We start from the raw sequence: 26,363 nt of genomic DNA, 5'->3' as shown, positions 1-26,363 counted from the left end.
ACACCGCTTCAAATGACACCCCGGCCTTGGATTCGATTTCCCGATGGCAGACACGCCCTGGATTTCGTCGCCCCATATCCCCGCCAGACGGTCTATGACGGGATCATGATAACTGGATGACGCTTCCGAAGCTGCAATTCAGGCCGTTGCCTAATCGACCGGATAAGGTCCTTCGGCGAAGACCTCATCGTGGTAACCCTTGGAGCCGACGTCGAGCGCCAGCGGGCTTCGCCATTCCCTGTTGTCGCGCAGGCAATCGAGCACGAAACGGAAATCATATCGCGGCTGCCAGCCGAGTTCGCGCCTTGCGCGTTGGTTGACGTAGACGCGGTCGAGGGTCGGGAACATTTTCCAGCCGTGCTCTGCATAGAGGGCGCTCGCGCCTGGAAACAGCCGCTCGACGGCGGCAGGCGCATCGCGCCTGATCTCTGCGAGATCGTCCGACGAAAACGGCGTCGTGGCCGAGATGATGTAGCGGCCGAACCGATCGCCGGGGCCTTTTCCAGCGCCAGCAGATGGGCGCCGACCACATCGGCGATATCGGCGCGGCGATGAAGCAACTCGTTGGCCTCAGCGTTTTCCGCCGAATAGACGTTGCGAAGATCAGGATCGTCGTCGCGCCCGGCGAAGAAACGCGCGGTCCTGAGAATGACGACCGGCAGGAGGGATTTGCGGGCGAAGAGTTCGCACAGGCCTTCGGCGGCGAGCCGTAGATGTTCCTTGCGACCGGCAGCACCTCCTCGGTGATCCATGCGGCCGGCTGGCCGGCGGCCGGCGTCAACGCGGCACCGAAGGCGCTGGTGGTGCTGGTGAAGACGAAGCTTGCAACGGCCGCGGCGACCGCCTCTTCGAGCAGACTCAGCGTGCCGCCGATATTGGTGTCGAGGAAATCGCGATTGCCGTGGGTCGCCACATGCGGCTTATGCAGCGTCGCGGCATGGACGACGCGGTCGATGCCCGACATCGCCTGCCTGAGGAAAGCGCGATCGCCGATCGAACCGACCATGTCGGTGAAAGCCGACGGCTTGATATCGATGCCGCGCGCCGACCGGTCTTGCGCTCTCAGGCTACGCATCAGCGCCTCGCCGAGGTGGCCGGCGCTTCCCGTCACCAGTATCGTCATCGCCCCGCCTGCTGAGTGTTTCGGCGCCGGAGGCTATAAAGGCCGGGATTTCCCGGCAACGCATAAATTATGCACAGGGGTGCAGGAAAGCTGCAGGCTTAGTCGGTGGTCGTGACGGCAGTTGCGAGGCGAGACGCCAGCCCGATCATTGTTCCGGCGGGCCTTCGAGATCGCTTCTCAGCCTGTCGAGGATCGATAGGGCGTGCCCGGCATAGGCGCTGATCCAGCGGTCATGGATGTGTTTGATCGGCAAGCTGTTCAGGTGGTTCCAGCGTTCGCGGCCCTCCTTCCTGGCGATGACCAGATCGGCTTCTTCGAGCACCTTCAGATGCTGCATCACCGTGCAGCGGTCCATCTGCGGAAACATTTCGCAAAGCGCCCCTGTGGTGCGGGGGGCATCCTTGAGCAGGTCGAGGATTTCGCGGCGGCGATGATGCGCCAGCGCCTTGAAAACTGGGTCGTCGGCCGATTCGCTTGACATGTTATGTTTTTATAACATAATGGCGCCGAGTACAATGGAAACAGACACAATGGAGAAGAGGAGAAGTACCATGTCTCTCGGAATCCGCGTTTCCGGCCGTATTGGCCGTCCCGTCGCCGAGGTATTCGACGCCGTCGTCAACCCGAAGAAACTCAGCAGCTATTTCACCACGATCGGCGGGGCGAGCGCGCCGCTCGTCCAGGGCACGACGGTGACCTGGTGGAAGGATGCGGCGGTCGAGGTGGTCGAACTCGTGCCGGAAAGCCGCATCGTGCTCAGCTGGGACGGCGGGGCCGCCGAGGACGAGACCAGATACAAGACGCAGGTGGAGATGAACTTCAAGCCGCTGGAGGATGGCGGTACGCTGGTGACCATCGCCGAGACCGGTTGGCGCGACGACGATGCCGGCCGGCGCGGCACCTATCTCAACTGCGAGGGCTGGACGCAGATGCTTTGCAGCATGAAGGCCTTCGTCGAATATGGAATCAATCTGCGCGAGGGAATGTTCCTCAGCGAAATGAAGGGAGAGCCGGCCAGCGCGCCTGATATCTGACGAGTGCGTCTGTCCCAGGCGGATCGACGGCGCAATCGTCGCATCTGCCGATAGGGGCGAGACTTCGCTTGCCTGTCACACTGCGGGTGCTAATTTCCGGATTCGATACTTCATCTCGATTTCCAGGAGATTTCATTATGCAGCTTGGCATGATTGGTTTGGGCCGCATGGGCAATTACATGGTCCAGCGGCTGATGCGCGGCGGTCACGAATGCGTGGTCTACGACGCCAGGCCGGAAAGCGTTGCCGAGCTCGCCGGCCTCGGCGCGACCGGCAGTGCTTCGCTCGAGGAATTCGTCTCGAAACTCAGCCATCCGCGCGCCATCTGGCTGATGCTGCCGGCGGCAATCGTCGACAAGGTGCTGGCGAGCCTGGTGCCGCTGCTGGAGAACGGCGATATCGTCATCGACGGCGGCAACTCCTATTACCACGACGATATCCGCCGCGGCGCCGAACTCATCACCAAGGGCATTCATTATGTCGACGTCGGCACCAGCGGCGGGGTCTTCGGCCTGGAGCGCGGCTACTGCCTGATGATCGGCGGTGAAAAGGGTACCGTTCAGCACCTTTCGCCGATTTTCGCGACGCTGGCCCCCGGCGCCGGCACGACGGAAGCCTCGCCGAACCGGACTGCGGAAGCGGCTGCGGCGAGCACCGCCGAACAGGGATACCTGCATTGCGGCCCGCATGGCGCCGGCCATTTCGTCAAGATGGTACATAACGGTATCGAATACGGCCTGATGGCCGCCTATGCCGAAGGTCTCAATATCCTGAAACACGCCAACATCGGCGCTGCTTCGCATGTGGCAGATGCGGAAACCGCGCCGCTCGCACATCCCGAACATTTCCAATACGACTTCAATCTGCAGGACGTCTCCGAAGTCTGGCGCCGAGGCAGCGTCATCACCTCCTGGCTGCTCGATCTGACGGCCGATGCGCTGCATGCCGATCCGGCACTGTCGAAATATGCCGGCCGCGTCTCCGACAGCGGCGAAGGCCGCTGGACGATCATGGCGGCAATCGATGAAAGCGTGCCGACGCCGGTGCTGAGTGCTGCGCTCTACGGTCGCTTCTCCTCGCGCGACAATGACGAATTCGCCAATAAGGTCTTGTCGGCGATGCGTGCGGGCTTCGGCGGCCACGTGGAAAAGCCGGCTGCGAAATCTTGAAGGCCGGAGGCTTTCGGCGCCTTCCAGGCAGGGAGGCGCCTCAACCTTCCTAGCCATCGGTATGGGATTTCTACCGCTTGCTGGCGGCAGCGGTCGCGAGTATCCATTGCCGAACGGGAAATGTCGGGGCTGCTTCGTCCAAGCGGCCGACACTCCATTGGAGGCGGTGATGGAGCGTGACGGGGCAGGGGTCTTGAAGGCCGCCATTTCGGGGATACTGGCACTCGTCGTGCTTCTTGGGGTGATCTCGCCAAGCTTTGCCCAGACATCGCCGGCGCAAGTTCCGGCCGCGGCGGCTCCGCCGGCGCAGGTGCGTGAGATGATGCAACTCATGCAGACGCCCGAAGTCAAGCAGTGGATGTCAACTCAGATGGCGACGGCACCGGCGGGCGGTTCCGCGGCTGCCGATCAGATGTCGGTGCTGTCAGGCCTGCTGCAGCATGCCCGCCGACACGTCTCGATGGTCTCAGATGCGGCGATGACGCTGCCCTTTCAGATCAGCAATGCGTCATCGCTGTTCTTCGGTGAAATCGCCGCGAACGGCTGGCCGCGCATGGCGGCGCAGTTCTTGGCCATCTTCCTGCTCGGCGCGATTGTCGAGAGCATTGCCCGTTATGCCTTCCGCCGCCGCCGTCGTCGGCTGGCCGAGATGGCCGGCATGCATCTGGCCCCGCGGGTCATCCCGGCGCTGATCTTCGCGGCGGCAACCGTGCTTGCGCTTCTCAGCCTCGGCTGGCCGCCGCTCAGCCAGAGCATCGCGATTGTCTGCGTTGTCGCGCTCATCGTCCAACGCTTCACGATCTGCCTCGGCGGCGTGCTGGTCGATCTTATTGGGCTGGCGCGGACCGAGGAAGAACGGCAGGGCATCTCCGCTCCCACCATGCCGGAGCGTGCCGTTGCGCTCTTCTGGTACCGCCGCTGCGCGACCTTCGTCATCTATTTCATGCTTGGTTGGGCGGCGATCCAGTCGATGGAGCCGCTTGGCTATTCCCCGAGTGCGCGGCTCCTCGTCGGCTACATCCTCGGTATCGGCCTGCTGCTGATTGCGATCGAAGCGGTCTGGTCGCGGCCGCACAAGGACGAGAAGCGCGGTCACGGGACCTCCTGGGCGCTGACCGTTTATTTCCTGTTGCTCTGGAGCCTTTGGGTCGCAGGTTTCAACTGGCTGCTCTGGCTCGGCATCTACGTGCTGCTGCTGCCGCGCGTGCTTGCCGTTTCGACGCTTGCGGTGAAATCGCTGCAGCAGACCGAAGCGAGCTTCCTTGCCACGCGCCGAATTGCGACCGTGCTGCTCGACCGCGGTGTGCGGGCGCTGATCATTGCCGTTGCCGCCGTCTGGCTCGGGCGTATGCTCGGCGTCGGCGCCGATACGATGGCTGCCGGCGACACCATGGTCGACAAGATCGCCCGCGGGGTCATCGGCGGCATTGTCATCCTGCTTGCTGCCGATCTGCTTTGGCACGTCGTCAGAGCCTTTATCGACGGAAAGCTGCTCGACTCGCCGCTCGACGGGGGCGCGACGGATGAGGAGAAGGCCAAACGCGCCCGGATGCAGACGCTGCTTCCGATCTTCCGGAATATCCTGGCCGTCGTCATCGCCGTCATCGCCGTTTTGATGGTGCTTTCCGGCCTCGGCATCGAGATCGGGCCGCTGATCGCCGGCGCCGGCGTCGTCGGCGTCGCGGTCGGTTTCGGCGCGCAGACGATCGTCAAGGACGTCATCAGCGGCATGTTCTATCTCTGGGACGATGCTTTCCGTATCGGCGAATATATCGAAAGCGGCAGCCACAAGGGTGTGGTCGAGGCTTTCAGCCTACGCTCGGTGAAGCTCAGGCATCATCGCGGGCCGCTGACGACGGTACCGTTCGGCGAACTCGGCGCGGTGAAAAACCTCAACCGCGACTGGACGATCGACAAGATCAGCCTCAACGTCAAATACGACACCGATCTCGTCAAGGCGAAGAAGGTGATCAAGCAGATCGGCCAAACGCTGCTCGACAATCCGGAATTCGGCCCGCATATCATCGAAACGCTGAAGATGAAGGGTGTCGAGCAGTTCGGCGAATTCGCGATCGAAATCCGGCTGTCGATGATGACAAAGCCCGGCGAGCAATTCGTCATCCGCCGCAATGCGCTGGCGATGATCCGCAATGCCTTCAAGGAAAATGGCATCGAATTCGCTGTGCCGACGGTGCAGGTGGCGGGTGATCGCGACGCGGAGGTCGATGCTGCCGTGGCGCGCTACGCCGCCCATGCGCGGGCCAATGGCGAGCCGGCGGCATAAGCGTTCTCACATCGCGCCGGCGGCTGTCATCAGCAGGCCGCCGATGATCGCCATATTGGTTTTCCAGGTATTGATCGCGCTTTCGCGGGCCGTTCCCTGCATATCCCAGAAATTCAGCAGCATGACCGTGGCGGCAAGGGTGAAGACGATGAGACCGAATGCCGCTGCCGTGACGAAGAGACCCATCATCAACAAGGTGCCGGCAACGATCTGGAACATGCTGCCGGAGAGCAGCACCCATTTCGCCAAAGGGATGCCGCGGGCTTCGATCGCGTCGGTCAGCGGCACGATGACGAAAAAATGATGAATGCCGCCAGCGACATAGAGGCCGCCCAGCAAAAGGCGGCCGAGGACGATCATCATCAGGGCTGCACCATCGTTCATATCGAACCGTTCTCCTGCTTCTCAAATCGCCGTCGCGGATAAAGCTCGTCCGAAGCTTACGAAAATGCAATGCGCCGATACGCTCGCCTGCGCAAATTCGCCCCAATTGAGAGTGATGGAGGCCCAAGCGGCGGGCTGGGGTTGCGGCGGCATGTCTTCATAGAGCTTGCATGCCTCTCATGTTACGTCTTTCAAAAATGATTCCCGCCGAGCTGGCAATTGCAGCAGGATAAGAGATGTCGGGCCACGACAATTTGAAAGAGATGGAAGACGCGGAGCGATTTTCTTTTCGCGGTTTATTCAGACGTTACAGGACACCGCTGACAGCGGCGGCGACACTCGTGGTCTTCTGCCTCGTCGGCTATGCGATCATGCAGCTCACCAACGAGGTGCGCTATGACGATGTCGTCGATGCGCTGGCGGCCACCAGGCCGAGCGCCATCCTGCTTGCGCTGTTCTTCACCGCACTTAGTTTCCTCTCGCTGGTCTTTTACGATCTCAACGCCATAGAATATATCGGCAAGAAGCTGCCCTTTCCGCATGTGGCGCTGACGGCGTTCAGCGCCTATGCGGTCGGCAATACCGCCGGTTTCGGTGCGCTTTCGGGCGGCGCGATCCGCTACCGCGCCTATACGCGCCTCGGGCTCTCGCCGGAGGATATCGGCCGCATCATCGCCTTCGTCACGCTGTCCTTCGGTCTCGGGCTTGCGGGGGTCGGGGCGATCGCCCTCATCATCATCGCCGATGAGATCGGCCCGCTGATCGGCGTCAGCGCCTTCCTGCTGCGGTTGATCGCCGGTTCGATCGTTGCCATTCTGGGCGCAGTGATGATCATCGGCCGTGACGGGCGCGTGCTTGATCTCGGCCCCGTGGCAATCCGCCTGCCGGATTCGCGCACCTGGTCGCGGCAGTTCCTCGTCACCGCCTTCGATATTGCTGCCTCGGCGTCCGTGCTCTACGTGCTGCTGCCGCAGACGGCGATCGGCTGGCCGGTCTTCCTTGCCGTCTATGCGATCGCCGTCGGTCTCGGCGTGCTCAGCCACGTTCCGGCCGGGCTCGGCGTGTTCGAGACCGTGATCATCGCCTCGCTCGGCAGCGCCGTGAACATCGATGCCGTGCTCGGATCGCTGGTGCTCTACCGGCTGATCTACCATGTGCTGCCGCTGCTGCTCGCCGTGCTCGCCGTCTCGGCGGCGGAGCTGCGCCGTTTCGTCGACCATCCGGCCGCCTCCAGCGTGCGGCGCATCGGCGGAAGGTTGATGCCGCAGCTGCTGTCGGCTCTCGCCCTGCTGCTCGGCGTCATGCTGATCTTTTCGAGCGTCACGCCGACACCGGACCAGAACCTCGAATTCCTCTCCAACTATCTGCCGCTGCCGATGGTCGAAGGCGCGCATTTCCTTTCCAGCCTGCTTGGGCTCGCGCTCGTCGTTGCTGCGCGCGGCCTCGGCCAGCGGCTCGACGGCGCCTGGTGGGTGGCGGTGTTCTCGGCAGTTGCGGCGCTGACCTTGTCGCTGTTGAAGGCGATTGCGCTCGTCGAAGCCGCCTTTCTCGCCTTCCTCATCTTCGGGCTCTTCGTCAGCCGGCGGCTCTTTACCCGCCATGCCTCGCTGCTCAATCAGGCGCTGACGGCGTCCTGGCTGATGGCGATCGCCGTCATCGTCGTCGGCGCCGTCGTCATCCTGCTCTTCGTCTATCGCGATGTCGAATATAGCAACCAGCTCTGGTGGCAGTTCGAGTTCACCGCCGAAGCGCCGCGGGGCTTACGCGCCGTGCTCGGCATCACCATTATCTCGTCGGCGATCGCCATCTTCAGCCTGCTCCGGCCGGCGACTTTCCGGCCGGAACCGGCGACGGACGAGGCGCTGACGCGTGCCGTCGAGATCGTCGGCAAGCAGGGCAATGCCGACGCCAATCTGGTGCGCATGGGCGACAAGAGCATCATGTTTTCGGAAAAGGGTGACGCCTTCATCATGTACGGCCGGCAGGGCCGGTCCTGGATCGCGCTGTTCGACCCGGTCGGCGAACATCGCGCCGTGCAGGAACTCGTCTGGCGTTTCGTCGAAGCGGCGCGTGCCGCCGGCTGCCGGGCCGTGTTCTATCAGATCTCGCCGTCGCTGCTTTCCCATTGCGCCGATGCCGGCCTCCGCGCCTTCAAGTTGGGCGAGCTGGCGGTGACCGATCTTGGAACCTTCGAAATGAAGGGCGGTAAATGGGCGAACCTTCGCCAGACCGCGAGCCGCGCCCAGCGCGACGGGCTGGAATTTGCCGTCGTCGAACCGGAGCAAGTGCCCTCGGTCATCGATGATCTCGCCGCCGTTTCCACGGCCTGGCTCGAGCATCACAACGCCAAGGAAAAGGGTTTTTCGCTCGGCGCCTTCGATGCCGATTACGTCTCCTCGCAGCCGGTCGGCATCCTCAAAAAGGACGGCAGGATCGTTGCCTTCGCCAATATCCTGGTCACCGAGTCCAGGGAGGAGGGTACGATCGATCTCATGCGTTTCTCACCGGATGCGCCGAAAGGCTCGATGGACTTTCTCTTCGTGCAGATCATGGAATATCTGCGCGGTCAGGGTTTCACTCACTTCAATCTCGGCATGGCGCCCCTCTCCGGCATGTCGAAACGCGAGGCGGCGCCCGTCTGGGACCGCATCGGCAGCACGGTGTTCGAACACGGCGAGCGCTTCTACAACTTCAAAGGCCTTCGGGCATTCAAATCCAAGTTTCATCCGCACTGGCAACCGCGTTATCTTGCGGTATCCGGAGGGGGCAATCCGATGATCGCGTTGATGGACGCGACATTACTGATCGGGGGCGGATTGAAAGGGGTAGTGAGAAAATGATCAAGACAATCCTTCTTGCCACGGCGTGCGCTTGCATGCTCGCGGTCGCACCGTCTAATGCCGCCGAGGAAACCACGCAGAGCTTCGAAAGCGGGCTCATCCCGTCGCCGCATATCTTCCTGCCGGAAGGGGAGGTGAAGGGCACCGTGATGCTGATATCGGATGCCGCCGGCTGGGGCGACTTTGAGAAAGCCGAGGCCGACAGGCTGGTCGCCGAAGGCGCCGTCGTCATCGGCGTCGACTTTCCCTCCTATATCGAGGCGCTCAGCCGCTACGATGTTAGCCTCAATGACGGCTGCCTCTACATGGTCTCGGACATCGAATCGCTGAGCCAGCAGGTGCAGCGTGCGACCGGCAACAACGCCTATCACCTGCCGATCGTCGCCGGCATCGGCGAGGGCGGGGCACTGGCACTGGCGATCGCCGCCCAGACGCCGGATGCGACGATCGGCCAGACGCTCGCCGTCGATCCGGTCGCCGGCATTCCGCTGGCCAAGGAGCTTTGCACGCCGGCGTCCAAGAAGGTCGTCGGCCAACGCATCATGTATGGCCTCAGCGACGGCGCTCTGCCGGATCCGATCGTCACCGTCTTCACGCCGAAGGCCGACAAGGATGGCAGGGCGCATGCCGAAGCGCTGAAGAAGATCCATGCTGCGATCGAGATCCGCGATTCCACCGACGATGCGCAGACGGTGTTTGGCGATACGCTCGACGATCTCGTTACCGCCTCCGGCGCCTTCGGCAATCCGCTCGGACTGCCGTTGGCGATCCTCGAGGCGACCCCCGCCCTCGATACGATGGCGGTGATCTATTCCGGCGACGGCGGCTGGCGGGACATCGACAAGGAGGTCGGCGCCACGCTGCAGAAGGAAGGCATTCCGGTCGTCGGCGTCGATTCGCTTCACTATTTCTGGTCGGAGCGCAAGCCGGAGGAGACCGCCGCCGATCTTTCGAAGATCATCGATTTCTACCGCAAGCAGTGGAAGGTGAAGCATGTGCTGCTCGTCGGCTATTCCTTCGGCGCCGACGTCGTGCCCGCCACCTATCAGCTCCTCAAACCAGCCGAAAAGTCGGCGGTGGCGCAATTGTCGCTGCTGTCGCTCTCGCACCAGGTCGATTACGTCATCTCCGTTCTCGGCTGGCTCGGCCAGAAGACGGAAGGGGCTGGAGGCGATCCGGTCGCCGATCTGAAGAATATCGATCCGAAACTCGTGCAATGCATCTACGGCAAGGACGACGATGACGATGTCGCCTGTCCGGCGGTGAAGGAGAGCGGCGCCGAGGTTGTCGAACTGCCCGGCGACCATCACTTCGACGAGAATTATGATCTTCTCACCAAGACGATCATCGACGGGCTGAAAAAGCGGCTGCAGAATTAAAGTATGTCGCGCAAATGTGTGCAGCGGTTTTGCGACAACGACATGCGTTACAAAGGAGCTTTAGCGCATCAGCGTTTCTTCGCTCCAACCGAGTTCGGCGAGTTCTTCGCCGCGAAACCTGGCGTCGTCGGTGACGATGAATTCGTCGAGCTGCGGCGGAGCGACACTGGTGCCGGAGAGCATCGCATGCACCTGGCCGCGATGATGGGTCTGGTGCTGGAAGAGGTGGGCGAGCACGTCGTCCATCCGCTCTTCCTGGATGCGGGGGCCGCGATGGAGTCTGACGGTCGAGGTGAGCCTCTCCGGCGTCAGGGCCTCGCAAAGCGCCGTCAGGCGCTGATCGACTTTGGCCTGCGCTTGCGCCAGCGATAAAATATCGTCGAAGGGTTCGTCGACCTCGAAGGCCTGGAATCCGAGCGTGCCGCCTTCCAGGCCATCGACATAGAACCAGTCGACCGTGATGATGTGGTTCAGGGTTCCCTTGATCGAGGGGAAGAAGCTGGTGCGCGGCGCTTCGAATTCGCCGGGCTGCAATGCCGCGCAGGCTTGAAGCAGACGGTGGTTGGCAAGGGCGTTGTTATAGGAGAGCTTGCGAAATGACCTGACGGGATCAAAGGTCGGCATCGGCGCATCTCCTCTTCGCACGTGCGAGGATTGAAAGTGTTACAGCGTCCTTTGCGCATCTGAAAAGACACGCGGCGCTGTAGACGTGCTTACATCAGTCGTTATCGAGATTGCCGTCGCGCCAGACGAGATGACGGGGTACCGCGGGCAGTGTCTCGATTTCATTGGCAATGAAATAGGGCGGAATGTCGAGCGCGGTCAGGGCTTGGCGCGTCGCAAGCACCCATTTGAATTCGAGATGGTTGTCGCCGTCCTCGACGCGATGGATGATTTCGTGTGGCCCGAAGGGGAATTCCGGCGGTATGTCCATCAGATAATAGAAGCCGAGTTCATGCCAGTCGCGCTGCTCGTAATGGAAAAAGTTCTCGACGACCCAGAGCAGGCGGGAGACGGTGACCTCGACGCCCAATTCCTCCACCATCTCTCGTTTCAGCGTCTCTTCCGACGTCTCGCCGATTTCCGCCCTGCCGCCCGGAAAGGTCCAGAAGGGCTCGTGTATGGCGCGATGTACGAGCACGTGACCGTCGCGGAAACCGAGGCCGGCGATGCGATAGTTGAAACGCTCAGCGCCCGCGGTCAGGCGGATGAGAGTGCGCTTGGCCATGTCATTCCTATCCAAGATCGATCACGACGATTTCCGGCGGCACGCCGAAGCGCACCGGTGCGATGGAGCAGCCGAGACCGCCGGAGACGATAAGATTACGCCCCTCCTCGACAATATGGCCATAGGCGTAGCGGTTGCCGTAACGCGAGGGGACGATCGGCGAACGGCCGAGAAAGCGAATCTGTCCGCCATGGGTGTGGCCCGACAGCGTCAGCGAGACGCGCTCGGGCACGCGCGGAAAGATATCGGGTTCATGGGCAAGCAGGATGACGGGCGCATCGTCGGCCACCTGAGCCAGCGTTCCATCGAGATCGTCGAGGCCGAGCATGCGCGTACGGCCCCACTTCCTGCCGGGCAGCAGCGCCAGCTGATCTTCGAGGCCTGCGAGCCAGAAGCCGCGGCCGTCTTTTTCGAGCCGGACGGCGCGGTTGCCGTAGACCGGGATTCCGACGTCGGCGAGAGCCCGGTGCCCGAAGGTTTCCATTCCGCCATTCTGCTGGGCAGTCCTGTCCTCCCACCAATCATGGTTGCCCATGATCGCATGGACGCCGAGAGGGGCCTGCAGGGTGGCCAGCGCCTTCGACCATTGGCTCGAATGCACATATTGCGTCACCATGTTCATGCCGGCGGCGTAATCGCCGAGCAGGACGGTGACATCGCCTTCGAGTTCATTGGCCCTGTGGCAGATCGAGGCAATGCGGCTTGCCGACATCCACGGTTCGCAGGCATGGATATCGGCGAGTGCGACGATGCGGAGCTTCAGCCCTGGTGTCCATCCCGGCGGCGTCAGCCTGTAGCGGGCGATGCCGAGCCGCGCCAGCGGTTCGTAAGCGAAGGCGTAACCACCAAGCGACATGACGCCTACGATACCGCCGCCAAGAACCTTGAAAAATCCGCGGCGGGTGATCACTCAGTTGTCCTCCTGGAACAGCCGGAACTGCGCAGCCTCCATTTCCTTGGGCGGTTGCATTCCGAGATGTTTCCACGCGATTGCGGTCAGAACACGGCCGCGTGGCGTGCGCTGAATGAAACCCTGCTGGATCATGTAGGGCTCAATAATGTCTTCGATCGCGTCGCGCGGCTCGGAAAGGCCGGCGGCGATGGTCTCGATGCCGACCGGGCCGCCGCCGAAGTTGACGGCGATCATGTTGAGGTAACGTTTGTCGAGTTGGTCGAAGCCGACATTGTCGACCAGCAGGCGGGTCAGCGCCTCGTCGGCGATCTCGCGGGTGACAGCCTCGGCCCTTGCCACCTCGGCGAAATCGCGCACGCGCCGCAACAGCCGGCCGGCGATGCGCGGAGTGCCGCGGGCGCGCCTTGCGATCTCGCGTGCGCCCTCTTCGGTCATCGGCAGGTTCATCAGCCGGGCACCGCGGCGCACGATCAGTTCCAACTCCTCGACGGTATAGAAGCTCAGGCGCACCGGGATGCCGAAGCGGTCACGCAGCGGCGTCGTCAGCAGGCCGAGACGCGTGGTGGCCGCCACCAGGGTGAATTTCGACAGGTCGATCTTCACCGAGCGCGCGGCAGGGCCTTCGCCGATGATCAGGTCGAGCTGGAAATCCTCCATGGCCGGATAGAGGATTTCCTCGACGGCGGGATTGAGGCGATGGATCTCGTCGATGAAGAGCACGTCGCGCTCTTCGAGATTGGTGAGCAGGGCGGCAAGGTCACCGGCCTTGGCAATGACCGGGCCTGACGTCGAGCGGAAATTGACGCCGAGTTCCTTCGCCATGATTTGCGCCAGTGTCGTCTTGCCGAGGCCGGGCGGACCGACGAAGAGCACATGATCCAACGCCTCGCCGCGGTTCTTCGCCGCCTCGATGAAGACCTTCAGGTTGGCGCGGGCTTCCGCCTGGCCGGTGAATTCGTCCAGCGATTGCGGGCGCAGGGTGAGATCTAGATCTTCGCCCCGCTTTTCCGGCGATATCAGGCGGGCGGGTTCACTCATGCTCTCATTCCGTTTTGAAACCTGTCACAGCAATACACCAAAAGTCGGCTGTTTCGACATTCAATCATCGGTTTTCGAGCCTTCACCGCGCCAGTTCTTTCAATCCTAGCCTGATCAGCTTGGCGCTGTCGGCACCATCGCCGGCCGTCTTCATCGCCGCGGCGACAGCATTCGCCGCCTGGTCTCTGCTGTAGCCGAGGTTGGTCAGTGCGGAAACCGCGTCGGCAACCGGTGCGGCGGCGACGCCTTCGCCGAGTTCCTGTTTGAGGGCGATATTGATCGCTTCTCCGGCAAAGGCCGGCGCCCGGTTCTTGAGTTCGGTGACGAGGCGCATCGCCACTTTCGGACCGACGCCCGGCGCGCGGGAGACGGCGGCGCGGTCCTGCAGGGCGATCGCATTGGCGAGTTCGGCCGGCGTCAGCGTCGAGAGCACGGCAAGCGCCACCTTGGCGCCGACGCCCTGGACGCTCTGGAGCAGGTTGAACCATTCCCGCTCCAATGCGGTCATGAAGCCGAAGAGCTTCAACTGATCCTCGCGCACATAGGTCTCGATGAACAGCACGCAGGCCTCGCCGGCCGAACCGAGCTTGGACAGGGTGCGGGCCGAGCAATGGGCGACGTAGCAGACGCCGTGCACATCGACGAGCACATAGTCTTCGCCGATCTCGTCTATGGTGCCTTTCAGCTTGCCGATCATGGGTCGCGGTCTCTCAAGGGTGGGTTTCGGGCGTGATAAGTTCCACGGAGGGGAAATAGGAGCGGTATCCGCTGGGATCGCGGGTCAGAATTGTGTAGCCCCTGATCGCCGCATGGGCGCCGATGAGGAAGTCGGGTAGTATCCGTTCGCTTTCTCCGCCGGCACGACGGTAAAGCCGGAAGGCTTGAGCTGCGGCAAATGCAGCCGGCCAGGGCAGGTTCTCGCGGCGAAATTCATCCTGCGGAAGCAGTTGGTCAACTTCATCCATATCGTCGTAGCGAACGGAAAATTCGGAATAGATGATCGGGTTTATCAGCACCGGCCCATCTCTGAAGACGTCGAGCATTTTCCGACGCGACCACCCATGCCAGTCCGAACCAGTCACAGCCAGATCGACGAGTATGTTTGTATCGACAAGCGTCGCCATCAGCGGTCGCGGGTCATCGACATGAGGTCTTCGGCATCGATCGCCTGATCGCCGGTTCCTTCGAGACGACGGATCGTCTGTAGGAAACGGTCCAGCCGACCCCGATCCTCGATCTCCTGCTTGCCGTTCTTCGGCGAGAGAACGAGCTTACCGTTCTCGATCGAGAAGATGACCTCGCTGTTGGCCTCGATGCCTGCAAGCTCTCTGAGATCGCGAGGAATGGTGACTTGGCCCTTGGACGTGACGCGCATCTTGCTGCTCCTTCGAAGTAAGAATTATCCTTACTGAAAGAACAAGTCAAGAACGCATTAGCCGGCCAGCGCCTGGCGCATCCGGTTGCTGCCGCGATTATGGGCATGGCAGATGGCGATCGCCAGGGCGTCGGCGGCGTCGTCGCCCTTGAATTCGACTTTTGGCATCAGGATCTTCAACATCAAGTGGATCTGGTGTTTTTCGCCGTGGCCGACGCCGATGACGGCCTTCTTCACGGCGTTCGGAGCATATTCGGAAACCTGCAACCCGGCGCGCGCCGGCACCAGCATGGCGATGCCACGCGCCTGGCCAAGCTTCAGGGTCGCCACCGCATCCTTGTTGACGAAGGTCTGTTCGACGGCGGCTTGGTCCGGCTTGTAAGCGTGGACGACCTCCGCCAGGCCGTCATGCAGCTGGCAGAGGCGGGAGGCAAGGTCCATCTCTCCATCGGAAGTCACGGTTCCGGAGGCCACAAATCGGAGGGAATTGCCCAGCGTGTCGATGATTCCCCAGCCGGTGCGGCGAAGGCCGGGGTCGATGCCGATAATGCGAATCGTATTTTGCATGGTTCAACCTATAGCGATTGCGAAATAACTGCCATCGATATGTGAACAAAACAAAAACACTGATGGTTTTCGGCCGCGCCATTTACCGCGAATTAAAACAGATGCTTGAATTCTAGTGTCAAATACGAAGGGGGTCTCGTGTCGCAACGAGATAAGCCCCCCGATGTTCTGTTTAAGATCAGTCGATCAGGCATGCGCTGCGTGCCCGCGCCGGCAGGCGTGTTCAGAAGGGGTTCGTCGTACATGGCACAGAGATTTCAATCCCTGTCCTTCAAGGTCATTGCCACATTCATTCTGCTGACGGTGCTGTCGATCGCGGTGATCGACGTGCTTGCCTATTTCGCCAGCAGCCGGATCTCCGACGAGCAGGCGCTGAAAGCCAAGGAGAGCGTGCTGATCTTTCGCGGCGACATGCTGCAGGACCAGCTGACGCAGCTTGAAAACCAGGCGACGTCGATTGCGCGCATCGAGGCGCTGCAGATGTCGATCACCAGCCTGAAAAGCGGTTGGAAGACGATCGAGAAGACCTCCGGCGATGCCCGCGCCGAGTTGAAGAAGGTTTTCATATCGGGCAATCCCAACCCGGCCGACCAGCGCGAGAAACTGATGAAGCCGGAAGGGCCGAGCGGCTTCTATTATTCGAACCACGAGAAGACGCAGGGCGAAGTGGCCCGCGACCTCGCAGATACCGCCTTCAGCGATCTGCTGATCGCCGATCTCGACGGCACCGTCCTCTATTCCTACAAGAAGCAGGACGACTTCGCCGAAAACCTGAAAACGGACACCTGGAAGGCAAGCGGCGCCGGTATCGCTTTCGCCAAGGCACTCGAGAATACCGCCAAGGCGACGGATGATGCCGCACCGACAGGTTTCTCCGGCGTTCGCGTCGATGCCGCCAACGGCACATCGGCGATCTTCTATGCCGTGCCGATCGTCAAGCTCGGCGCGACCAAGGGCATCATCCTCTTCAAGGTGCGCGACGACATCGTCACCAGCATCCTCGCCAAAGGCATCGTCCAGAACAGCACGGCGCGGGCGGCGATCGTCTCCGGCGACGGCTCCGCCGTCGGGCTCGACGCGAACGGCAGGCTTGCGACGCTCGATGCGACCCCCTTCACCTTCATCAAGGATGCACTTGCCAGTTCGGCGATGACGGTTGCCGATTTCAGCCGGGCGGACGGGCCGGCCCGCGCCTATGTCCGCGGCATCGACTATCGCGGCGACCGTTTCCTGGTGGTCGAGAGCGTGCTGCTCAGCGAACTCAATGCCGGCTCGATCGAGATCGCCACTCTGCTGACGATGATCGGCATCGGCGTGCTCATCGTCATGGCGATCGCCACCGGCCTCGTCACCAATCTCCTGTTCTCGCCGCTTGCGCGGCTTGCCGGGGTCACCCGCGACGTTGCCGACGGCAAGCTCGACAGCGAGATCGGCAGCCTGAGCCGCAAGGACGAGATCGGCACGATGGCGAATGCACTCGCCCGCTTCCGCCAGTCGCTGATCGAAAGCCGTGAACTCGAAGCCGTCAGCGAAGAGACGCGCCTGCAGGCCGAGCAGGATCGCCAGCAGAATCTGGCCGAACGCGAGGCCGAGGCGAAGACGTTGCAGCAGGTGGTCGAAGCGATCGACGAAGGCCTGCATCATCTGGCGAGCGGCGATCTTGCCTATCAGATCGATACGCGCTTCCCGAACGAGCTCGAAAGCCTGCGCATCAATTTCAACGAGGCACTGGCGACGCTGAGCGAAACCATGACGGCCATCGGCGGCAACTCGATGGCGGTGCGCGCCGGCTCCGAGGAGATGCGCACCGGCGCCGACGAGCTTGCCGGCCGCACCGAGCGCCAGGCCGGCTCGATCACCGAGACGGCGAATGCGATCAGCGCCATCACCCAGTCCGTCCGCCGGCAGATCGAGCGGGCCGAACAGGCCGAGCGCATCGCCCGCGACGCCAAGAAGGAGACGACCGGCTCCGGCCAGATCATGCGCGAGACGATCGCGGCGATGGAGGCGATCCAGACCTCTTCACGCCAGATCAACACGATCATCTCGGTCATCGACGAAATCGCCTTCCAGACGAACCTCCTGGCGCTCAATGCCGGCGTCGAGGCAGCGCGCGCCGGTGAATCCGGCAAAGGCTTCGCCGTCGTCGCCATGGAAGTGCGCGAACTCGCCCAGCGCTCATCGAGCGCGGCCAAGGAGATCTCCAGCCTGCTGCAGAAATCGACGCATGAGGTCGAAAGCGGCGTGTCGCTGGTGGAAAGGGCCGGCGTTGCGCTGAACGGCATCGGCGCCCATGTCGAGGCGATCAACGGACAGATCCACGACATCATGGGTGCGACTCGCGAGGAAGCCGATACGCTGCGGGAGATCAACAGCGCCGTGGCCGAACTCGACGCGATGACGCAGCAGAATGCCTCGATGGTCGAGGAGACAACGGCGGCGATCCACCGGCTGGCGACGGAAGCCCTGGAAATGGACCGCCAGCTCGGCAATTTCACGCTGCCCCCCGGCCATCACCAGCCCAGCGCCGAGGTGCATGTGCTGCGCCGTCACCGGTAGCCACCGCCTGCAGTATTGCAAAAAGGGTCGCGTTCGCGCGGCCCTTTTTCTTTGCGCGCTCGGTTTGGAATGGTGCAAGCGCGAACCTACATAGGCTGCATCCTTCAACTGGCCGGCAGGTTTCCCATGGTTCCCTTCTCCATACTCGACCTTTCCCCCGTTGCCGACGGCAGCAGTATCCGCCAGTCGCTCGACAGTTCGGCGCGGATGGCGCGTAAGGCCGAGGAATTCGGTTACAAGCGCTTCTGGCTCGCCGAACATCACGGCATGCCAGGGATCGCCAGTGCGGCCACCGCTGTCGTCATCGGTCATGTCGGGGCGGCGACAACGCGCATCCGCATCGGCTCAGGCGGTATCATGCTGCCCAATCATTCGCCGCTCGTCATTGCCGAGCAATTCGGCACGCTGGAGGCCCTTTTCCCCGGCCGTGTCGATCTCGGCCTCGGGCGCGCGCCGGGAACGGACATGCGCACGGCACAGGCGCTGCGGCGCAACCTCGAGGCCGGCGCCAACAGCTTTCCGAACGACGTGGTGGAACTGCAGCAGCTCCTCGACACACCGGTCGAGAACCAGGCGATCCTTGCCGTTCCCGGCAATTCATCGCATATCCCGATCTGGCTACTCGGCTCCAGCCTCTACAGCGCCCAGCTCGCCGCCATGCTTGGGCTTCCCTATGCCTTCGCCTCACATTTCGCGCCCGACATGCTGCTCGATGCGATCGCGATCTACCGCGACCGCTTCCAGCCCTCGGCGACACTCGACAAGCCCTATGTGATGGTCGGGGTCATGGGCGCGGTGGCGGCGACGGACGAGGAGGCGCGCTATCATTTCACCTCCGCCGAGCAGCAGTTCGTCAATCTGCGCCGCAATGTCCGCGGCCCGTTCCCGCGCCCGGTGGCCGATATGGAAAATTTCTGGTCGCCGATGGAAAAGATGAACGTCGAACACACGCTGCGTTACGCCGTGGTGGGGTCGCCGCAGACGGCGGAGGCGAAACTGACGGCGTTTCTCGAGGAAACGCAGGCCGACGAGGTGATCATCTCGATGCCGATCCATGACATCGAGGCGCGGCTACGGTCGGTGGAACTGTTTGCGGGATTGGGAAGTTTTATGCGGGCCGCCGCATAGGGGGGCGCACGCTCTCGACCGTTGAGCATCCCACAGAAAAAACCCGGCATCGCCGCCGGGTTTTTCATGGGTGACTGCCTGAAAAATCAGGCCGAAAGCTTCGCCAGCACTTCTTCGGAGACCTCGAAGTTGGAATAGACGTTCTGGACGTCGTCATCGTCTTCCAGGCTGTCGATGAGCTTCATCAGCGACTGGGCCTTTTCCTCATCGACCGGCACATTGTTCTGGGCGCGCCAGACGGCCTTGACGGTTTCGGCTTCTCCGAGGCCGGATTCCAGGGCTTTCGAGACCTCGCCGAGCGCTTCGAAGCCGCAGGTGATGTAGTGGCCCTCTTCGTCGGTCTCGACATCGTCAGCGCCGGCTTCGATCGCGGCTTCCATCACCTTGTCGGCGTCGCCAACGGAAAGCTTGTAGGTGATTTCTCCGACATGGTCGAAGGAGAAGGAAACGGAACCAGTTTCGCCAAGAGCGCCGCCGGCCTTGGTGAAGATCGAACGGACGTTGGAAGCGGTGCGGTTGCGATTGTCGGTGAGGGCCTCGACGATGATCGCCGTGCCGCCGGGGCCGTAACCCTCATAGCGGACTTCGTCGTAGTTTTCGCCGTCGGCGCCAGCTGCCTTCTTGATAGCGCGGTCGATATTGTCTTTCGGCATGGACTGGGCCTTGGCGTTCTGGATCGCCAGGCGAAGACGGGCATTCATCATCGGGTCGGGCAAGCCGGCCTTGGCGGCTACGGTAATTTCGCGTGCAAGCTTGGAGAACATTTTCGACCGCACCGCATCCTGGCGGCCCTTGCGGTGCATGATGTTTTTAAACTGTGAATGGCCAGCCATGGCATCCCTGTCCACGTCTCATTGTTCGGAATGGGCCGCCTTATAAGAGCGAAACGGCACCCGTTCAAGGGAAAAGCGGTGGATTTGCTGCATGATGCACGAGTGCTGCCGCCTGTCTCAATCAACCGTCAGCCGCTTGCGGCTAGCGAAGAAACCATGTCCGTCCTGGCGTCGGCACCGTATCCCTTCCGTGCCGGAAGTGCAGGAATAGGGGCCGCCCCTCCAGTTCTCGCCATAGTCGAGCACATGCTCGTCGCTGCAGCAGGCAGTGTCGCCGACCATCTTGAAGATATAGGCCTTGCCGCTCGCCCCCAGGATGAGGCGGACGTAGAGCGGTTCGATACGATCGCAGGCAAGCTCCGGCCCGCCGTCTTCGGGAACATACATTTCCACGCCGCCCTTTGGGGTATAGACGCAGCCTATATTTCTTGTGGGCGTGACAAAGACGATCTGACCGTTTTCGTCGGGCTTGAAGGTCTTTTCCGCCGCAAGGCCTGTGGGCGCAAAGGTTACGCAAAATATCAAAGCAAGAATCGAATGTCGCGTTCGCATTATGATCCTCTCCGGTCGGGCGCACTATCGCATATTCCCTTGCGGTGAAAAGCCGGCGTCGTCGCTGCTTCCGAACGGAACAAAGGCAGGAGGATGACGTTTCAACCGAACTCCACCCCAACGGAAAGGAACGGTCATGGCAAGTCTCAGCGAGGCGCAGGAACAGCCAGCACGTCAGCTCTGGGATCAGGTCAACGATGTTCATGCCGGCATGCTCGGAATTTCCGGGCTGGACATGCACATGCAGCCGATGGCGCCGCATGCCGATCCCACCACCAACACGATCTGGTTCTATACCAAGACCGATGCCGATATTGTGCGCGGCATAAAGCCGGGCAGCCGCGCGCATTTCTGCGTCATCGGCAAGGATCACGACTATCACGCCTGCCTTGCCGGTGTGATCGAAGTGCGCCCTGACCCTTCGAAGATCGAGGAATACTGGAATTCGATCGTCGCGGCCTGGTATGACGGCGGCAAGAAGGATCCAAGGCTCACCATGCTTTCCCTGCATGTCGACGATGCCGAGATCTGGGTCTCTACCGGCAATAGCCTGAAATTCGGGTGGGAGATCGCCAAGGCCAATCTCGACGACGACAAGACGCCGGATATCGGCATCAGGCGCCATCTGCAGTTTGCCTGATGCGCAAGGCCCTGATGTAACCTGGCCTTTTTACTGCACACCCATCAGCACGTAGATCAACGGCTTTTTCGGCAGCGTGCGCATGGAGACGGTGATGCTGTCATCCGGCGCATTGGCGACGTCGAAATCCTTGCCGAACATCGAGACGAAGGCCTCGACCGGCGGGCCGCGCCGATGCATCGGCAGAATCAACGACGAGCGTAGCCGCTTGATGACGCGGCTCATGCTGTCGGCGCCCATGGTCAGGCCGCCATCGACCGGGACCATGACGATGTCGAGGCGGCCGATCTCGGCGTAATGGGTATCCGTCAGCTCGTAATGCAGGTGGCCGAGATGGCCGATGCAGAGGCCGGCGATTTCGAAAATGAAGATGGAATTACCGTTCTCCTGCGAGCCGCCGAGGCCGTAGCTGAAGCGGATGTCCGTCGCGACATTGCGGATATAGGCATCGCCGACGACGAGTTTGATTTCGGCCTTCTCGCCCGGAACATCGCTCCAGCCATGCAGCACATGCTTGATTTCAGGATCGGGCGCCAAGGTGAAATGGCTCGTGTGCGCCTTGTTCATGGTCACCACATCCGGCATCGTCGCCGGCCTGTACCAGCCGTTATAGTCCGTCGCGATGACGATGCCGCCAGGAGTTTCGATCTCGAAGGTGGAATGGCCGAGAAAAGTCAGTTTGACGTCCTCGCCCTCGGAGACGGCAGGCACCAATGGGGCCGTGCCGGAAAAGCTTGCGAAGGTTACCTTGGGGACATTCTGCGCGATTGCCTGGCACTGGCTGACGGGCGTTCGCTGGTTCTGTGCTCCGGCGGGAGCCGGCGCGGCGAAGGCCGCAAGGCATGCGATAGCGAGGACAAAATATTGCGGCTTCATGCCACCCTCCGGCACTCCATCATTTTGAATTGGCGGCGGGAGGATGCGGCATGAGGTCGCAGCGGTCCAGACTAGGGATGCTCACAATCGCGTGTTGCGCAGGTGGGGCTGAAGCGTGTCGCATCAAATGTGATTCACGCAACGCTTCAGCTCTTTGTTTTTATGCGTGTGGCCTTCCCGGAGCCGCTTCACACTTCCGGGCAACATGCATTAGCTAGCGCCAGAACTCCGGCACCGTCTCGGCCAGCCGCGGTCCGAGCCGGAGCGGCGCGATCTTTTCGGCCAATCCCGTGGCATCGGAAATCTCCACGCCGACGCCGCAGATCGTCGCGGGGCCGTTTGCTGCTTCCATGCGGCCCTTCGGCATCTTGGAGATGAAGCGGTTGAGCGGCTCTTCCTTGTCCATGCCGAGGGAGGAATCGTAATCGCCGCACATGCCGGCATCCGACATATAGGCGGTGCCGCCGTTCAGGATCTGCGCGTCGGCCGTTGGCACATGCGTGTGGGTGCCGACGACGAAACTGGCGCGGCCGTCGACGAAATGGCCGAAGCACTGCTTTTCGCTGGTCGCTTCAGCGTGGAAATCGAAAATGATCGCATCGGCCTGCTCCTTCAGCGGGCAGGCGTCCAGGATCACCTCGGCCGATTTGAAGGGATCGTCGAGCTCCGGATGCATGAAGACCCGGCCCATGACGTTGGCGACGAGCACACGCGCACCGTTCCTGGCATAGAACAGGCCGGAGCCGCGGCCGGGCGTGCCTTGCGGATAGTTGGCCGGTCGCAGGAATTGATCGTGGCGCCCGGCAAAAGCCACGGCTTCCTTCTGATCCCAGACGTGATTGCCCGTCGTCACCACATCGGCGCCGGCATTGATCGTTTCCAGAAAGATGTCTTCGGTGATGCCGAAGCCGCCGGCGGCATTCTCGCCGTTGACGACGACGAAATCGAGCTTGAGGTCGGAGATCAGGCCGGGAAGGCGGTCCCAGACCGCTGTGCGTCCCGTCTTGCCGACCATGTCACCCAGAAAAAGCAGCCGCATTCCCTATCCAATCCAAGAGGCAAAAAAGCGCAGGCCGCTTTCTGTCAGGATGGCATCCAGGCTTATGTCGTGCGGCTCGTCGGGCACATGTGCCACTTCCTGGCAGTCGAATGCAATGCCGATCAGCTTCGGATGCAGGCCTTTTTGCCTTAGCCGGCTGATGGCGCGGTCGTAGTGGCCGGCGCCATAGCCAATGCGGTGGCCTCTGATATCGAAGGCTGAAAGCGGCACCAGCATGATTTCCGGATCGAGAATGGCGGCATCCGCACCAGGGCCGACCGTGCCGAAACCGGTATCGACAAGCGGCGCTCCGTCCGCCAGTTCGCGAAAGACGATGGTCTGTCGATCAAGGATCGCCGGCACGCAGAGCCGCGCACCGCGCACGGCAAAGCGCGCCATCAGCGGCCTGAGATCGGCTTCCGAACGGATCGGCAGGAAGCCGGAGACAATTGTGCCCAGCGCAAAGCCCACTGCCTCGCCGGCATGATCGGCCATCGCAAGACTTTTGGAGGCGCGGTTCTCGGGAGAAATGGCGTCGCGTGCCGACAGTCGTTCGTTGCGCAGTTGCGCTTTCAGTTCTTTCACGGTCATTCGATCCGCCGGATTTGGAAAAGTTCGAGCGAGCATAGACGGCTGGGTGTCCGATGCAAATGCCGGATGCGACAGCGCTGCGCCCGTTTCACGCCGCGGGATTCGGCCGAAGGTCAGACGACGATGCTTGTCGGTATTGTCGCGGTGACGATGGAGAAGGCTGCCATATCAGGACCGGCGTTCGCCCCGGCTTGCCGGTTCTGCTGCCGCAGGTCGTGCATCGCCTTTTCGAGCAATTGCTTGAGTTCCCGCACGACCGCCTTGAATTCTTCCATCGTTTCCCGATCATCGGCCGAGATGTTCGAGAATTTCGGGGCATCCTCGGCGACGCTCTGATAGGCCTTGCGGGCGTTGGTGGCGGCGTCCGGTTCCTGCAAGCCGGTCGCGGCGGTTCCGGTTTCTCCTGAAGTATCCGTCAGCGCAGCATCGGCGCCGCTCGTTGCGGCCGCGGTTGGATCCGTGGTTGCATCCACGGCGGCGACCGCGGCCGAGCTGCCGGTTGCGACTGATGATGTGAATTCCGAGGCGGCGGTGCCGAGCTTGCGCGCCAGTTCGGCGGCCAGACGGGCGACCACCTCGGGCGGCATATTGGAGCTGCGAAGCATCTCCAATTGCTGCTTTGCCTCGTCGAGCTTGCGTTGCGCCTTCGTCTTGGCCTCGTCCCCGGAATTCGCCAAAGTCTGCCGCATCTGCTGCAGCGTCTGGGTGCTGCGCTGCAGCTTCAGCACCCCCTGATCAGTCTCGCTTCCGGCGGCAGATATCCCCGCTGCTGAGGACGTGGCGCGCAAGATGACGGAGGCAGACGTGGTTGCGACCTGCATGGACAATCCCCCGACAGTTCGGGGCCTCGATTGCTTTTCGGCGCATCTTGCAAGGTCAGACTTGCGTGGACCTGTGTTGTGGGGCTGCCGCCAGCGTCGCGGCGAGCTGTTGCATCGTCTCCTCAAACAACGGCGCGCCGCCCGGCATCCAGCCGAGCGCGCGGATTTTCGCCGTGCTCATGGGATTGAGCGCTGCCTTGTCGGCGGCGGGCGGCAGCAGGTGCCGACATCCGGTCTCGCGCCCGATGGGTGAAAGGATATCGCGCGTGTCGACCGATATGTCCGAGACGTTGAAGACCTCGCCGGAGATCCGGGTGCTTTCCGTCTCCAGCATCAGCCGTACCGCACGCCCGAGGTCGCGCCCGTGAAGCTCCGTTCCCGCGCGCGAAACCACCGGCCGACCGGCGAGGTAATCGGCGATGAGACCGTCCCATTTGTTCGGCGAGAGATCGCCGTAGATGCCGGTCGCCCTCAGGCTGACGCCGGCAAATCCCGGGGTGGAGAGATGGGTAAGTGCACGTTCGGCATCGAGCTTGACCTGGCCGTAGAGCGTTTCTGGCTCGGCCAGCATCGTTTCCGTGAGTTCGGTTCCTTCGGGATGTTGACCATATGCGGCGCGGCTGGAGAGGAAGATGCAGCGGCGCGTGCCGGCGCGTTTGGCGGCTTCGAAAAGCCGGACGGTGCCGTCGAGGTTCAACTTGTGGAAGGTCTTCGGATCGTCGCCCTCGCCGCCGCGGTATTTGCCCGGCACATGGTTGAAGGCGGCATGGACGAAGAAATAGGCGTCGTCGAATATATCGATCTGGTCCTTGTCGGGATCGAGCGAAAGAGCTGCGAACTCGACCGGGCGGGAGAAGAGGCGCGGATGTGGCGCACGGCGTCCGCCGACGATCACCTGATAGCCGGCGGTCAGCAGTTCCTCGACGACATAGCGGCCGACGAGACCTGTTCCGCCGGATACCAGTACCTTCATGTTGCCCCTTCCGGATTGTCCTGCGTCGCGATCTCGGGCACATCGCGGCCATCGTGGAAACGGTGCCACAAATCGATCAAAGGTTGTAGTCGCGCTGCCTTGGGATGATCTTTCTCCCACGGTTTTTCATACTGGTAATGCAGGATCGAAACGCTGTTCCAGTCCCAAAGCTCCGGCATGGTGAACCATACATATTGCAGCATGTTGAAATAAACCGGCAGGCCGTGCCAATCCGGGAAGAACGTCTCGAGAAAGGTCTGGTCGGTGCGGCGCCAGAACGCGTCCGGCCTGTCGAGCCTTTCGAGCATGTGCCGGAATGTGTCTTGCGAGGGCTTGGCGACGAAGACTCCGGAGTTCATGCGGCGGAAATCGGCGAGGCTTTCATAGACGTTGGGGGCGGCGGAAAATTCCGGGTAGAGGAAGAGCCTGTCGACGTTCTTCAGCACCAGCGCATCGGCATCGATGAAGACGCAGCGCTCGTATTCGACGAGCTGCCACAGCCTGAGCTTGCAGAAATTGTCGAGCGGCGAATGGAAATCCGGCTTGCGGCCCTTGGTGAAGGGGGCAGCCGAATGGAGCTGGCCACGCGCATGGCGCTCGTTGAAGGCGGCGGACAGCGGCAGGTGCGCGACCTCGATCAGCCGGCAACCGAGCGCTTCGAGAGGCGCGAGGGCGGCTGCGTCGACGCCGCCGGTGTGGAGGACGACGATGTCGGCGCTGGTGGCGGTGCGGCGAAGCGAGCGGGCGAGGGCGGTGGCGCCCATGGCGTAGTCGGCATTGGTGACGAGGGTGACGTAGGCGAATACGGGCGAGCGGTTCATCGGGTTTGACTGCCCCGATAAATCTTGCTCTGGCGAAGGAGAGTCGGCAAGGCGTTGCTACCCGTCTCTTCTCCCCAGCGGGGAGAAGGTGCCGGCAGGCGGTTGAGGGGGTGAGCGACGCAAGGAGCGAATGCGCTGAGCGCGAGCGAAGAGCAATGAATGGCGTACCGTGTGGCCCCCTCATCCGACCCTTCGG

At 62.1% G+C, this 26,363-nt stretch carries 26 protein-coding genes and 1 pseudogene; 8 read left to right on the top strand and 19 right to left on the bottom strand.

What is annotated here, in order from left to right:
• Positions 1-150: 150 nt before the first annotated feature.
• Together RLEG4DRAFT_RS29115 and RLEG4DRAFT_RS29110 are read right to left on the bottom strand one after the other, a co-directional pair.
• A pseudogene (locus RLEG4DRAFT_RS29115) lies at positions 151-1,123 on the bottom strand (NAD-dependent epimerase/dehydratase family protein).
• A 145-nt stretch (positions 1,124-1,268) separates the two neighbouring features.
• Entirely contained in the window at positions 1,269-1,604 is a 336-nt protein-coding gene (locus RLEG4DRAFT_RS29110) for an ArsR/SmtB family transcription factor (RefSeq protein ID WP_003582151.1), read from the bottom strand.
• A gap of 70 nt (positions 1,605-1,674) precedes the next feature.
• Between RLEG4DRAFT_RS29110 and RLEG4DRAFT_RS29105 the strand changes: the two genes are divergently transcribed.
• From RLEG4DRAFT_RS29105 to RLEG4DRAFT_RS29095, 3 genes are all read left to right on the top strand, one after another.
• Complete coding sequence (locus tag RLEG4DRAFT_RS29105) at positions 1,675-2,157, top strand: SRPBCC domain-containing protein (RefSeq protein WP_003582150.1); 483 nt, start codon at positions 1,675-1,677, stop codon at positions 2,155-2,157.
• Positions 2,158-2,294: 137 nt separating this feature from the next.
• Positions 2,295-3,326, top strand: a complete 1,032-nt coding sequence (gene gnd, locus RLEG4DRAFT_RS29100; RefSeq protein WP_003582148.1) for a phosphogluconate dehydrogenase (NAD(+)-dependent, decarboxylating) — start codon at positions 2,295-2,297, stop codon at positions 3,324-3,326.
• A 169-nt stretch (positions 3,327-3,495) separates the two neighbouring features.
• Positions 3,496-5,610, top strand: a complete 2,115-nt coding sequence (locus tag RLEG4DRAFT_RS29095; protein ID WP_003582146.1) for a mechanosensitive ion channel family protein — start codon at positions 3,496-3,498, stop codon at positions 5,608-5,610.
• Positions 5,611-5,616: 6 nt separating this feature from the next.
• Here the strand turns inward: RLEG4DRAFT_RS29095 and RLEG4DRAFT_RS29090 are convergent, their stop codons facing one another.
• Positions 5,617-5,994 carry a DoxX family protein gene (locus tag RLEG4DRAFT_RS29090; protein ID WP_003582145.1) on the bottom strand — a complete coding sequence of 126 codons (378 nt, stop codon included), beginning with the start codon at positions 5,992-5,994 and terminating at the stop codon, positions 5,617-5,619.
• A 236-nt stretch (positions 5,995-6,230) separates the two neighbouring features.
• Between RLEG4DRAFT_RS29090 and mprF the strand changes: the two genes are divergently transcribed.
• Both mprF and RLEG4DRAFT_RS29080 read left to right on the top strand, forming a co-directional pair.
• The gene (gene mprF / locus RLEG4DRAFT_RS29085; RefSeq protein WP_003582144.1) at positions 6,231-8,834 is read left to right on the top strand and encodes a bifunctional lysylphosphatidylglycerol flippase/synthetase MprF; all 2,604 of its coding nucleotides are present in this window, start codon (positions 6,231-6,233) and stop codon (positions 8,832-8,834) included.
• The gene (locus tag RLEG4DRAFT_RS29080) at positions 8,831-10,213 is read left to right on the top strand and encodes a virulence factor family protein (protein WP_003582142.1); all 1,383 of its coding nucleotides are present in this window, start codon (positions 8,831-8,833) and stop codon (positions 10,211-10,213) included. Before mprF ends, RLEG4DRAFT_RS29080 begins: the two co-directional genes overlap by 4 nt.
• A 60-nt stretch (positions 10,214-10,273) precedes the next feature.
• Here the strand turns inward: RLEG4DRAFT_RS29080 and RLEG4DRAFT_RS29075 are convergent, their stop codons facing one another.
• The 8 genes from RLEG4DRAFT_RS29075 to ruvC form a co-directional block, all read right to left on the bottom strand.
• The gene (locus RLEG4DRAFT_RS29075) at positions 10,274-10,837 is read right to left on the bottom strand and encodes a DinB family protein (RefSeq protein ID WP_003582141.1); all 564 of its coding nucleotides are present in this window, start codon (positions 10,835-10,837) and stop codon (positions 10,274-10,276) included.
• 94 nt (positions 10,838-10,931) lie between these two features.
• The gene (locus tag RLEG4DRAFT_RS29070) at positions 10,932-11,441 is read right to left on the bottom strand and encodes an NUDIX hydrolase (protein ID WP_003582140.1); all 510 of its coding nucleotides are present in this window, start codon (positions 11,439-11,441) and stop codon (positions 10,932-10,934) included.
• Between the two features lie 7 nt (positions 11,442-11,448).
• The gene (locus RLEG4DRAFT_RS29065; protein ID WP_003582139.1) at positions 11,449-12,351 is read right to left on the bottom strand and encodes a metallophosphoesterase; all 903 of its coding nucleotides are present in this window, start codon (positions 12,349-12,351) and stop codon (positions 11,449-11,451) included.
• Positions 12,352-13,392, bottom strand: coding sequence for a Holliday junction branch migration DNA helicase RuvB (ruvB, locus tag RLEG4DRAFT_RS29060; protein ID WP_003582138.1), 1,041 nt, complete (start codon positions 13,390-13,392; stop codon positions 12,352-12,354). It abuts the gene before it with no gap.
• 82 nt (positions 13,393-13,474) lie between these two features.
• Entirely contained in the window at positions 13,475-14,089 is a 615-nt protein-coding gene (ruvA, locus tag RLEG4DRAFT_RS29055; RefSeq protein WP_003582137.1) for a Holliday junction branch migration protein RuvA, read from the bottom strand.
• A gap of 13 nt (positions 14,090-14,102) precedes the next feature.
• Positions 14,103-14,516: a type II toxin-antitoxin system VapC family toxin gene (locus RLEG4DRAFT_RS29050; RefSeq protein WP_003582136.1), complete on the bottom strand. Its 414-nt coding sequence runs from the start codon at positions 14,514-14,516 to the stop codon at positions 14,103-14,105.
• The gene (locus RLEG4DRAFT_RS29045) at positions 14,516-14,767 is read right to left on the bottom strand and encodes an AbrB/MazE/SpoVT family DNA-binding domain-containing protein (protein ID WP_003566365.1); all 252 of its coding nucleotides are present in this window, start codon (positions 14,765-14,767) and stop codon (positions 14,516-14,518) included. Before RLEG4DRAFT_RS29045 ends, RLEG4DRAFT_RS29050 begins: the two co-directional genes overlap by 1 nt.
• A 57-nt stretch (positions 14,768-14,824) precedes the next feature.
• On the bottom strand, positions 14,825-15,334 hold the full coding sequence (gene ruvC, locus RLEG4DRAFT_RS29040; RefSeq protein ID WP_003582134.1) for a crossover junction endodeoxyribonuclease RuvC: 510 nt from the start codon (positions 15,332-15,334) through the stop codon (positions 14,825-14,827).
• Positions 15,335-15,577: 243 nt separating this feature from the next.
• On the opposite strand from ruvC, the gene RLEG4DRAFT_RS29035 reads away from it, so the two are divergent.
• Together RLEG4DRAFT_RS29035 and RLEG4DRAFT_RS29030 are read left to right on the top strand one after the other, a co-directional pair.
• Positions 15,578-17,893 carry a methyl-accepting chemotaxis protein gene (locus tag RLEG4DRAFT_RS29035; protein ID WP_003582131.1) on the top strand — a complete coding sequence of 772 codons (2,316 nt, stop codon included), beginning with the start codon at positions 15,578-15,580 and terminating at the stop codon, positions 17,891-17,893.
• A gap of 126 nt (positions 17,894-18,019) precedes the next feature.
• Entirely contained in the window at positions 18,020-19,021 is a 1,002-nt protein-coding gene (locus RLEG4DRAFT_RS29030; RefSeq protein WP_003582130.1) for an LLM class flavin-dependent oxidoreductase, read from the top strand.
• Positions 19,022-19,107: 86 nt separating this feature from the next.
• On the opposite strand, the gene RLEG4DRAFT_RS29025 is transcribed toward RLEG4DRAFT_RS29030, so the two are convergent.
• Complete coding sequence (locus RLEG4DRAFT_RS29025) at positions 19,108-19,854, bottom strand: YebC/PmpR family DNA-binding transcriptional regulator (RefSeq protein WP_003582129.1); 747 nt, start codon at positions 19,852-19,854, stop codon at positions 19,108-19,110.
• Positions 19,855-19,971: 117 nt separating this feature from the next.
• Positions 19,972-20,406, bottom strand: a complete 435-nt coding sequence (locus RLEG4DRAFT_RS29020) for a DUF6636 domain-containing protein (RefSeq protein ID WP_003582128.1) — start codon at positions 20,404-20,406, stop codon at positions 19,972-19,974.
• Positions 20,407-20,542: 136 nt separating this feature from the next.
• Here RLEG4DRAFT_RS29020 and RLEG4DRAFT_RS29015 point away from each other — a divergent pair, with 136 nt between their 5' ends.
• Entirely contained in the window at positions 20,543-21,046 is a 504-nt protein-coding gene (locus tag RLEG4DRAFT_RS29015) for a pyridoxamine 5'-phosphate oxidase family protein (protein WP_003582127.1), read from the top strand.
• Between the two features lie 30 nt (positions 21,047-21,076).
• On the opposite strand, the gene RLEG4DRAFT_RS29010 is transcribed toward RLEG4DRAFT_RS29015, so the two are convergent.
• The 6 genes from RLEG4DRAFT_RS29010 to RLEG4DRAFT_RS28985 all read right to left on the bottom strand — a co-directional run bounded on the left by RLEG4DRAFT_RS29010 (position 21,077) and on the right by RLEG4DRAFT_RS28985 (position 26,167).
• Positions 21,077-21,922 (bottom strand): MBL fold metallo-hydrolase, encoded by an 846-nt coding sequence (locus tag RLEG4DRAFT_RS29010; RefSeq protein ID WP_003582126.1) that lies wholly within the window; start codon positions 21,920-21,922, stop codon positions 21,077-21,079.
• Between the two features lie 214 nt (positions 21,923-22,136).
• The gene (locus RLEG4DRAFT_RS29005) at positions 22,137-22,961 is read right to left on the bottom strand and encodes a TIGR00282 family metallophosphoesterase (RefSeq protein WP_003582125.1); all 825 of its coding nucleotides are present in this window, start codon (positions 22,959-22,961) and stop codon (positions 22,137-22,139) included.
• Between the two features lie 3 nt (positions 22,962-22,964).
• Complete coding sequence (locus RLEG4DRAFT_RS29000) at positions 22,965-23,552, bottom strand: 5-formyltetrahydrofolate cyclo-ligase (RefSeq protein WP_003582124.1); 588 nt, start codon at positions 23,550-23,552, stop codon at positions 22,965-22,967.
• A gap of 113 nt (positions 23,553-23,665) precedes the next feature.
• Positions 23,666-24,373 carry a hypothetical protein gene (locus RLEG4DRAFT_RS28995; protein ID WP_003582123.1) on the bottom strand — a complete coding sequence of 236 codons (708 nt, stop codon included), beginning with the start codon at positions 24,371-24,373 and terminating at the stop codon, positions 23,666-23,668.
• A 55-nt stretch (positions 24,374-24,428) separates the two neighbouring features.
• A complete protein-coding gene (locus tag RLEG4DRAFT_RS28990) occupies positions 24,429-25,346 on the bottom strand; it encodes an NAD-dependent epimerase/dehydratase family protein (RefSeq protein WP_003582121.1) in 918 nt (305 codons plus the stop codon).
• Positions 25,343-26,167, bottom strand: a complete 825-nt coding sequence (locus tag RLEG4DRAFT_RS28985) for a glycosyltransferase (protein ID WP_003582119.1) — start codon at positions 26,165-26,167, stop codon at positions 25,343-25,345. The genes RLEG4DRAFT_RS28990 and RLEG4DRAFT_RS28985 overlap by 4 nt, the downstream gene beginning before the upstream one ends.
• Positions 26,168-26,363 lie beyond the last annotated feature (196 nt).

The organism is Rhizobium leguminosarum bv. trifolii WSM2297, from assembly GCF_000271845.1.
Note: the sequence above shows the minus strand (reverse complement) of the source record. Positions and strands in the feature narration are given on the sequence as shown.

What these genes read in the sequence shown, in the direction of transcription:
- RLEG4DRAFT_RS29110 (WP_003582151.1), bottom strand. Translation starts at nt 1,604, where the DNA reads ATGTCAAGCGAATCGGCCGACGACCCAGTTTTCAAGGCGCTGGCGCAT.
- RLEG4DRAFT_RS29105 (WP_003582150.1), top strand. Translation starts at nt 1,675, where the DNA reads ATGTCTCTCGGAATCCGCGTTTCCGGCCGTATTGGCCGTCCCGTCGCC.
- gnd (WP_003582148.1), top strand. Translation starts at nt 2,295, where the DNA reads ATGCAGCTTGGCATGATTGGTTTGGGCCGCATGGGCAATTACATGGTC.
- RLEG4DRAFT_RS29095 (WP_003582146.1), top strand. Translation starts at nt 3,496, where the DNA reads ATGGAGCGTGACGGGGCAGGGGTCTTGAAGGCCGCCATTTCGGGGATA.
- RLEG4DRAFT_RS29090 (WP_003582145.1), bottom strand. Translation starts at nt 5,994, where the DNA reads ATGAACGATGGTGCAGCCCTGATGATGATCGTCCTCGGCCGCCTTTTG.
- mprF (WP_003582144.1), top strand. Translation starts at nt 6,231, where the DNA reads ATGTCGGGCCACGACAATTTGAAAGAGATGGAAGACGCGGAGCGATTT.
- RLEG4DRAFT_RS29080 (WP_003582142.1), top strand. Translation starts at nt 8,831, where the DNA reads ATGATCAAGACAATCCTTCTTGCCACGGCGTGCGCTTGCATGCTCGCG.
- RLEG4DRAFT_RS29075 (WP_003582141.1), bottom strand. Translation starts at nt 10,837, where the DNA reads ATGCCGACCTTTGATCCCGTCAGGTCATTTCGCAAGCTCTCCTATAAC.
- RLEG4DRAFT_RS29070 (WP_003582140.1), bottom strand. Translation starts at nt 11,441, where the DNA reads ATGGCCAAGCGCACTCTCATCCGCCTGACCGCGGGCGCTGAGCGTTTC.
- ruvB (WP_003582138.1), bottom strand. Translation starts at nt 13,392, where the DNA reads ATGAGTGAACCCGCCCGCCTGATATCGCCGGAAAAGCGGGGCGAAGAT.
- ruvA (WP_003582137.1), bottom strand. Translation starts at nt 14,089, where the DNA reads ATGATCGGCAAGCTGAAAGGCACCATAGACGAGATCGGCGAAGACTAT.
- RLEG4DRAFT_RS29050 (WP_003582136.1), bottom strand. Translation starts at nt 14,516, where the DNA reads ATGGCGACGCTTGTCGATACAAACATACTCGTCGATCTGGCTGTGACT.
- RLEG4DRAFT_RS29045 (WP_003566365.1), bottom strand. Translation starts at nt 14,767, where the DNA reads ATGCGCGTCACGTCCAAGGGCCAAGTCACCATTCCTCGCGATCTCAGA.
- ruvC (WP_003582134.1), bottom strand. Translation starts at nt 15,334, where the DNA reads ATGCAAAATACGATTCGCATTATCGGCATCGACCCCGGCCTTCGCCGC.
- RLEG4DRAFT_RS29035 (WP_003582131.1), top strand. Translation starts at nt 15,578, where the DNA reads ATGGCACAGAGATTTCAATCCCTGTCCTTCAAGGTCATTGCCACATTC.
- RLEG4DRAFT_RS29030 (WP_003582130.1), top strand. Translation starts at nt 18,020, where the DNA reads ATGGTTCCCTTCTCCATACTCGACCTTTCCCCCGTTGCCGACGGCAGC.
- RLEG4DRAFT_RS29025 (WP_003582129.1), bottom strand. Translation starts at nt 19,854, where the DNA reads ATGGCTGGCCATTCACAGTTTAAAAACATCATGCACCGCAAGGGCCGC.
- RLEG4DRAFT_RS29020 (WP_003582128.1), bottom strand. Translation starts at nt 20,406, where the DNA reads ATGCGAACGCGACATTCGATTCTTGCTTTGATATTTTGCGTAACCTTT.
- RLEG4DRAFT_RS29015 (WP_003582127.1), top strand. Translation starts at nt 20,543, where the DNA reads ATGGCAAGTCTCAGCGAGGCGCAGGAACAGCCAGCACGTCAGCTCTGG.
- RLEG4DRAFT_RS29010 (WP_003582126.1), bottom strand. Translation starts at nt 21,922, where the DNA reads ATGAAGCCGCAATATTTTGTCCTCGCTATCGCATGCCTTGCGGCCTTC.
- RLEG4DRAFT_RS29005 (WP_003582125.1), bottom strand. Translation starts at nt 22,961, where the DNA reads ATGCGGCTGCTTTTTCTGGGTGACATGGTCGGCAAGACGGGACGCACA.
- RLEG4DRAFT_RS29000 (WP_003582124.1), bottom strand. Translation starts at nt 23,552, where the DNA reads ATGACCGTGAAAGAACTGAAAGCGCAACTGCGCAACGAACGACTGTCG.
- RLEG4DRAFT_RS28995 (WP_003582123.1), bottom strand. Translation starts at nt 24,373, where the DNA reads ATGCAGGTCGCAACCACGTCTGCCTCCGTCATCTTGCGCGCCACGTCC.
- RLEG4DRAFT_RS28990 (WP_003582121.1), bottom strand. Translation starts at nt 25,346, where the DNA reads ATGAAGGTACTGGTATCCGGCGGAACAGGTCTCGTCGGCCGCTATGTC.
- RLEG4DRAFT_RS28985 (WP_003582119.1), bottom strand. Translation starts at nt 26,167, where the DNA reads ATGAACCGCTCGCCCGTATTCGCCTACGTCACCCTCGTCACCAATGCC.